This is a genomic window from Neisseria sp. HMSC069H12 (assembly GCF_001812735.1).
Classification (GTDB): Bacteria; Pseudomonadota; Gammaproteobacteria; order Burkholderiales; family Neisseriaceae; genus Neisseria; species Neisseria subflava.
Map to the genome: position 1 here is coordinate 1 of NZ_KV810293.1, position 6867 is coordinate 6867.

Below are 6867 nucleotides of genomic sequence, written 5' to 3' on the forward strand. Positions count from 1 at the left end.
ACAACATACCCGTACCGATGAAGAAGGCTATATCGAGAAACTGCACATTACCCCCGCCAATACCCATGAGTGCAACCACCTGTCGCCTTTGTTGGAAGGACTATCCAAAGATACGACCGTCTATGCCGACAAAGGCTACGACAGTAAGGAAAACCGGCAACATCTGAAAGAGCATCGGCTGCAGGACGGCATTATGCGCAAAGCCCACCGCAACTGTCCGCTGACGGAAGCGCAAACCAAACGTAACCGATATTTGTCAAAGACCCGTTATGTGGTCGAACAGAGCTTTGGTACGTTGCACCGTAAATTCCGCTATGCCCGGGCAGCCTATTTCGGGCTGATTAAAGTGAGTGCGCAAAGCCATCTGAAGGCGATGTGTTTAAACCTGTTGAAAGCCGCCAACATGCTAAGTGTGCCTGTTTGCGCCTAAAAGGCGGTCCGGATGCCTGATTATGAGGCGTCCGGGGAGGATTAAGGGGTATTTGAATAGAATCAGTGGATATTTGAAACAAAAGCAGCCGAAAACCTTTGTTTAGGTTTCGGCTGTTGGGGGAAAGACTTTTTTACAAAGGTCTCAGATAGTATGGCAAGGCGAGGCAATACCGTACTGGTTTAAAGTTAATCCACTATAAAACAAAGGTCGTCTGAAAACCTGTTTCCAAGTTTCAGACGACCTCTTGGTCTTCATTCGTTTGCACGAACCAATCAGAAAAACAGCTCGCGCCAGCTGATACGTTTCAAACCACAGATACGACCACCCTCAACTGCCAGAGACTCACCCTTATTTAACAGTAGGCTGCGGGTTACTTTATTGGAGAAGCATTTGTTATTTGGCGTACTCGACGTAACAGAAAGCTCTTTATCCGTACCCGTACCACCTGAATCCCCGTCTGCGGTCACAGGGGAATCATCCAATTTGCTCGGATTGAGGAAGGTAAAGTTGATAACCCCATCCTGAGTCAAACCATTGGCGTATTGCATACCAAAGCCGTCCAGCTTCCGAATAACGGTATCAGGCGTAAAACGCGCGCTGCGTGCGTTCAATGCACCTCCATTATCAGCATTCACACCAATGAACGAAGTTTTTGCTGCAGTTTTCACGCTCGTACTTGCTGGTAAACAAACATCGGCACCTGCAGATTTTTCCTCTGTAACAGAATCATAGCGACGCACAGTCACAACAGCAGTACGCAAGATCATAGTCGGTTTGACGTTTACCCGTTCACCATCACGCAAATCGATTTTCCAACCTTTTTGGGTTTTGGCAACCTGGTTGTTAGTTAGATAAATATAGCCTTCTTTTCCTTTTTCTTCAGGACGAAACTCTTGTTGCTGCAAATCACTTTCGGAAGCAGCGGTTACGGTCTGATTCGGTGTCAAATCTTCATAAATACCGTAAATAGATTGCTTGTCTTTATTGGTCAGATCATTTTGATAAATCTCACTGCCCGTACCGAAAATCACGACATATTCGTTTGCTCTGCGGCGTGAAACGGCAGGTGCGGAGGTAATCGGTTTGCTGGGTGAACCCGTAAAGATTTTAACAACCTTCCAGTTGTCCGGTTTTTCGCCGCGCAGGTCAAAACGATACATATTGCCTCCACGGTCGCCCGCATACGCAACATCAATTACACCATCAAAATCAGTGTCCACAAGGGTCGGCGTGGACAGACCGCCTACACCGTCTTGAACTTCGATTTTTTTCAACAAATCGCCCGGTGCTTTACCTGTATCGTTACCACGCTTATCGCCTGTACCAACTTCCTTACCTAGCATTTCATATACATACAATGCTGTTTCATTTTTCGTATCGGCTTTATCTTCAACACGATAACCGCTGGCAAGAAAACCTGCATAGCGAATGTTTTCTTTTATATCTACACGTCCGTTATCGGCAGGTCTGCTGACCGAGACACGCCCAATTTGCGGCGTACCAATGGTATAGCCCAATGTGTTTTTCTCACCTTTGATGGTTTCAAACAATGGAACTGTTTTATTCCACTCGGTATCAGTGACATCCAAACCTGTTTTGGTAGCTTTATCTACATTACCGCCGATATTCAGGGCATAGGCACCACGACCACCCTGACCCATCGCACCAAACATAAATACGCGCTGAGTATCATTTTCAGAAGTCTGACGCAAGGTAAATCCGCCGTTAACCATATATTCATGATTGGTAATAGACGACGTATAGCTGTCTTTGGCAATATTTTTCAAAACTTTTGCCAAAGTAACCGTCTTCACATTATTACCATCTGCGACATCCCGCTCCATTGTCGAAGGGATGTAGCTGACTTTCAGTTCATACGGATGATTTGCATCTGACGAGGTTTGGAACAAATGCACCATGCCGTCATTCGCAGCCGCAACCATATATTTCTGACGCTTGATCGTATCGTTGCCAACTTTATACTTGGCCTTATTACCGATAGCAGCAACCGAACCGTCCAAAATATCGCCCAAATCACGCTGATCACCTTCCCGAATACGGTAAACTTGACTGTACGGTGTGTTTTTTGATTTATCTTGTATTGATTTATCATCACCGATACGCCCCGTCCAATTCAGCAAATCACGCCATTCATCCGAATTTTTACCATTAGCTGCATCTGCAATATCAAAATAGGCATTGTTTAAAGTATTATTGGGAATATTATTAATAAAATAAGTACTTGAACCCGTATTAATCAGGGTTTTACGGTTTGCAAACGACGGGTACAGCTTCAATTCTTCACTACGACGACCATCCTTCCCTAATCTTTGGAAAATAATCTGGCTACTCCAAGAGTTTGTTTTCAAACCGATAACTGCCGACATCTCAGGCAGGCTGCTGCTGGTCGTTGCAGGCGCGGTCGCACCAACATCGTCGTAACCCACATTTTTCGTGCCAGATTTAATCTGCTCTACAATGTCGTTAAATACCTTCGACAAACTTTCGGGTTTATCTGCCTCATAATAATACTCGGGGCGGCTGGCAGCCAGCTGCAAATACCTCTTTCCTGTGGGCGAAATACCTTGCCCGAAGCCTACGGTAAAGGTCTGCACCAGTTGTTTACTGTAATCGGCAGGATCTTTAGGATCGCCGTTCCAGCTTTTACCTGCAGCATCCGTTCCGTCGGTTTTAAAATCCTGCTCTGCAAGTTTTTTACTGAAGAAAGCTAAGCCATCATCTATATCCCAAGAGGTATCATATGCCCCCAATTCCCGCTTCTGACAAGAACCCGCCTGCCTATACCCAAAATAATTATATGCTTCTCTATACTTTGGTTCTTCCAGAGAAATATTTCGTCGATAATAATCCGAATAGCGGCTTAAATCCCCATATTTAAAATCAGACTTAGGCCATTTGTATCCTGTATTATCCAAACCACAGCTCAAATTGGCATCACCGTCAGACATCAAAACCACATATGATTTCTGGCAACGGTATTTCACATTCGGCATCACAATTTGACTGACCAACTCGAAATAACGCGAGGTAGTCGGCGTACCTCCTTTGGCCTTAATACTTTTTACCCTCTTGGCAATCTCAGTTGCCGGCATGGTAAATCCTTTGTCATCAGGAGTATCGCTCCCACCGCTATTATTTAAAGTCTGCAATGCCCAGTTAAATGTACTACCATGTTCCTCCAAAACTTTACTTAACGCATCCTTTGTAATCTGAATACGGGTTTTACTGCCAATATATTCATCCATACTACCTGAATCATCAATAAACAGCATAATGTTGTGTTTAACTTCGGGCTGTTTATTAATTTTAGATTCATTTTGCAGATACAGTGGGACTTTGGCGAACTCGCCTGCTGCGGCATTTGCCACCCCGCTCATCAAGGCGAGCGCGGAGGCGATGCTGTAAATCATCGGACGGATGGAGCCGGGGCAACGTGAAGATTTGTTTTTCATAATGCGTTCTTTTTTCATAAAATCGTCGGTTAACGGATGATGACGTTGTTTTTATTTTCTCGGAATGCGATTCTAACATTTACGATGTCATTTATGTGGGGTTCGGGCTGTTTTTTTGTCTAATGTGGCGAACAATGGCGAAAATGAAACAGACTTCATGATTGTAAAGGGAAAATCCGTTGCCAAAACACAGCTTGAACGATATGGCTTTTTGACGTAGAATGCATTGCTTCTACGGCATAGGCAGCTATGTCTGAAAAAGCACGTTACACAGCAAAATCAAAGCTGCGGAGCGTGTTTTTTTTTAGCCGAGATTTCCGAAGGCTGTCTTTTTTGTAAACAATTTTTATTTTTCAGACGGCCTGACCCATTTTTTTCGAACCGACCATCATCAGGCAAACAGGATTCCATCATGACCACTCCGGCTCTTCTCGTTCTCGCTGACGGCAGCGTATTTCACGGCACATCAATCGGTTACGAAGGTTCGACTTCCGGCGAAGTCGTGTTCAACACTTCCATGACCGGCTATCAGGAAATCCTGACCGACCCGTCCTATTGCAAACAAATCGTTACCCTCACCTACCCCCACATCGGCAATACTGGCACCAACGCCGAAGACGAAGAAAGCCGCAGCGTTTATGCCGCAGGCTTGATTATCCGCGACCTGCCGCTGCTGCACAGCAACTTCCGCGCCTCCGAAAGCCTGCACGACTATCTGGTGCGCAACAAAACCGTCGCTATCGCCGACATCGACACCCGCCGCTTGACCACGCTGCTGCGCGAAAAAGGCGCACAAGGTGGCGCGATTTTGACCGGCGCGGACGTTACGGTTGAAAAAGCGCAAGAACTCATCGCCGCGTTTGGCAGCATGGTCGGCAAAGATTTGGCAAAAGAAGTTTCCTGCCAAGAAGCCTACGAATGGACCGAAGGCGAATGGGCGCTGGGCAAAGGTTTCGTTACCCCTGCCGAACAGCCGTTCCACGTCGTCGCCTACGATTTCGGCGTGAAAACCAACATCCTGCGTATGCTTGCCGCACGCGGCTGCCGCCTGACCGTCGTCCCCGCCCAAACCAGCGCGGAAGACGTGTTGGCGCTCAACCCCGACGGCGTGTTCCTCTCCAACGGCCCCGGCGACCCCGAGCCATGCACCTACGCCATCGAAGCCGTGCAAAAACTGATGGCAAGCGGCAAACCCATCTTCGGCATCTGCTTGGGACACCAGCTCATCAGCCTCGCCATCGGCGCAAAAACTCTGAAAATGCACTTCAGCCACCACGGCGCAAATCACCCCGTACAAGATTTGGACAGCGGCAAAGTCGTCATCACCAGCCAAAACCACGGCTTCGCCGTTGATGCCGACACCCTGCCTGCCAACGCAAGGATTACCCACAAATCCTTGTTCGACAATACCTTGCAAGGCATCGAGCTGACCGACAAACCCGTGTTCTGCTTCCAAGGCCACCCCGAAGCCAGCCCCGGCCCACAGGATGTCGGCTATCTGTTTGACAAATTCATTGACAATATGAAAGCGGCAAAACAATAAGCCGCCTTTTCAGACGACCTCTCAACTCAACAAAGGTCGTCTGAAACCCGATAAAACCAAAAATATAAAAACAAAAATTCAGACGACCCCTCAACACAAAACGTCGTCTGAAAAACCAACCCCTCAAATCAGAAAGGAAAAGCATGACTGAAAAACAAATGCGCGTACTCTCCGTCGTCGCCACCCTGACCGCCGTAGGTATGTACGTTTCCTATATCCCGCAAATCCAAAACAACCTCGCGGGCAACCCCGGCTCGCCGCTGCAACCCCTCGTCGCCGCCATCAACTGCACATTATGGGTTGCCTACGGCTTTTTGAAAGAAAAACGCGACTACCCCGTCATGCTGGCAAACGCCCCCGGTATCATTTTGGGCTTGATTACCTTTATCACCAGCTTTTAAGGAAGTTTTCAGACGGCATGTACAAAATAAAAACGCAAAAGGTCGTCTGAAAAAAGATTGTATTGCCGCAACATTTAATTCAATCAGCAATCCCATCCCCTCTCCCGTGGGAGAGGGCTAGGGAGAGGGCAGCAAGCCGCAAGGCTTGCACAAACACCTCCGATAACAAAAATGAACCCGCCCGAAAAACTATTGACCGCCGACAACCCCTCCCTGCATCAACGCGCCAAAGCCATGCGTCAAGAAATGAGCGAGGCGGAAGCAAAATTGTGGCAGCACCTGCGGGCAGGCCGTCTGAACGGCTATAAATTCCGCCGCCAGCAGCCGATGGGAAATTATATTGTTGATTTTATGTGCGTAACGCCCAAGCTGATTGTCGAAGCAGACGGCGGGCAGCACACAGAACAAGCCGCATACGACCACGCGCGGACAGCATATCTCAACAGCTTGGGCTTTACCGTGCTGCGTTTTTGGAACCACGAAATTTTGCAGCAGACAAACGATGTACTGGCGGAAATCCTGCGCGTGTTACAGAAATTGGAAAAGCAGTCTGCACGGTAGCAGATGGCTGATTTTGATTAAATTATTAAAAATTATAAGGTGCAGGCTGCCTGAATTGAGCATTTATAAAGGTCGTCTGAAAAGTAAAAAGCAGACTGCAAAACCTGTTTTCCTTGCAGAACCCTTAACCCGAACAACCACCTCGTCCTCTCTCCCGTGGGAGAGAGTTAGAGAGAGAGCAACAAGCCGCAAGGCTTGTATTTGGGAGATTTAGGTGTTGGGAAAGGTTGCCGAAATTCGGAGAATGCCCTCTCCCCAGCCCTCCCCCACAGGGGAGGGAGCAGGTTGCAGCAGGTTTTACGGTTGCAGGCAGTTTGAAAAGCAACTTGGATTTACAACCGTTGATTTCAGGTCGTCTGAAAAGTAAAAAAGCAGCCTGCAAAACCTATTTTCCTTGCAGCCCCCTTAATCCCAACAGCCGACCCGTCCTCTCTCCCGTGGGAGAGAGTTAGAGAG

Annotated in this window: 5 protein-coding genes; 4 read left to right on the forward strand and 1 reads right to left on the reverse strand. The window is 47.6% G+C overall.

Features of this window, described 5'->3' with window-relative positions:
- On the forward strand, positions 1-430 hold a 430-nt coding region (locus HMPREF2872_RS08765; protein WP_141752866.1), incomplete at its 5' end, for a transposase.
- A 275-nt stretch (positions 431-705) separates the two neighbouring features.
- Here HMPREF2872_RS08765 and pilC read toward each other — a convergent pair.
- The gene (gene pilC / locus HMPREF2872_RS08770) at positions 706-3924 is read right to left on the reverse strand and encodes a PilC family type IV pilus tip adhesin (protein WP_070632991.1); all 3219 of its coding nucleotides are present in this window, start codon (positions 3922-3924) and stop codon (positions 706-708) included.
- Positions 3925-4318: 394 nt separating this feature from the next.
- On the opposite strand from pilC, the gene carA reads away from it, so the two are divergent.
- The 3 genes from carA (at position 4319) to HMPREF2872_RS08785 (ending at position 6411) form a co-directional block, all read left to right on the forward strand.
- Positions 4319-5449 carry a glutamine-hydrolyzing carbamoyl-phosphate synthase small subunit gene (gene carA / locus HMPREF2872_RS08775; RefSeq protein WP_070632994.1) on the forward strand — a complete coding sequence of 377 codons (1131 nt, stop codon included), beginning with the start codon at positions 4319-4321 and terminating at the stop codon, positions 5447-5449.
- A gap of 143 nt (positions 5450-5592) precedes the next feature.
- Positions 5593-5850, forward strand: coding sequence for a SemiSWEET family transporter (locus tag HMPREF2872_RS08780; protein ID WP_003686764.1), 258 nt, complete (start codon positions 5593-5595; stop codon positions 5848-5850).
- A 171-nt stretch (positions 5851-6021) separates the two neighbouring features.
- Positions 6022-6411 carry an endonuclease domain-containing protein gene (locus HMPREF2872_RS08785; RefSeq protein WP_070632996.1) on the forward strand — a complete coding sequence of 130 codons (390 nt, stop codon included), beginning with the start codon at positions 6022-6024 and terminating at the stop codon, positions 6409-6411.
- Positions 6412-6867 lie beyond the last annotated feature (456 nt).

Coding starts and splice junctions, on each gene's coding strand:
- carA (WP_070632994.1), top strand. CDS start 4,319: ATGACCACTCCGGCTCTTCTCGTTCTCGCTGACGGCAGCGTATTTCAC.
- HMPREF2872_RS08785 (WP_070632996.1), top strand. CDS start 6,022: ATGAACCCGCCCGAAAAACTATTGACCGCCGACAACCCCTCCCTGCAT.
- pilC (WP_070632991.1), bottom strand. CDS start 3,924: ATGAAAAAAGAACGCATTATGAAAAACAAATCTTCACGTTGCCCCGGC.
- HMPREF2872_RS08780 (WP_003686764.1), top strand. CDS start 5,593: ATGACTGAAAAACAAATGCGCGTACTCTCCGTCGTCGCCACCCTGACC.